Here is a 271-nt window from a genome sequence, read left to right on the forward strand (position 1 = left end):
TGCTCTATCCAGCTGAGCTACAGGCGCATATTGGAGCGGGTGAAGGGAATCGGACCCTCGCAACCAGCTTGGAAGGCTGGGGCTCTACCACTGAGCTACACCCGCATAAAATTGGAGCGGAAGACGGGATTCGAACCCGCGACCCTCGCCTTGGCAAGGCGATACTCTACCACTGAGCCACTTCCGCAATTATTCTGGTGCCCAGAGGCGGAATCGAACCACCGACACGGGGATTTTCAGTCCCCTGCTCTACCGACTGAGCTATCTGGGC

Annotated in this window: 3 tRNA genes; all 3 read right to left on the reverse strand. The window is 57.9% G+C overall.

Annotated elements, in window-relative coordinates:
* Nucleotides 1-31: 31 nt before the first annotated feature.
* A tRNA-Gly gene (locus tag HMPREF3045_RS08965) sits at nt 32-105 on the reverse strand.
* Nucleotides 106-112: 7 nt separating this feature from the next.
* Nucleotides 113-187 (reverse strand) — tRNA-Gly (locus tag HMPREF3045_RS08970).
* A gap of 8 nt (nt 188-195) precedes the next feature.
* Nucleotides 196-271: transfer RNA gene (locus HMPREF3045_RS08975), tRNA-Phe, on the reverse strand.

This window comes from Anaerococcus sp. HMSC075B03, from assembly GCF_001815585.1.
GTDB lineage: Bacteria > Bacillota > Clostridia > Tissierellales > Peptoniphilaceae > Anaerococcus > Anaerococcus vaginalis.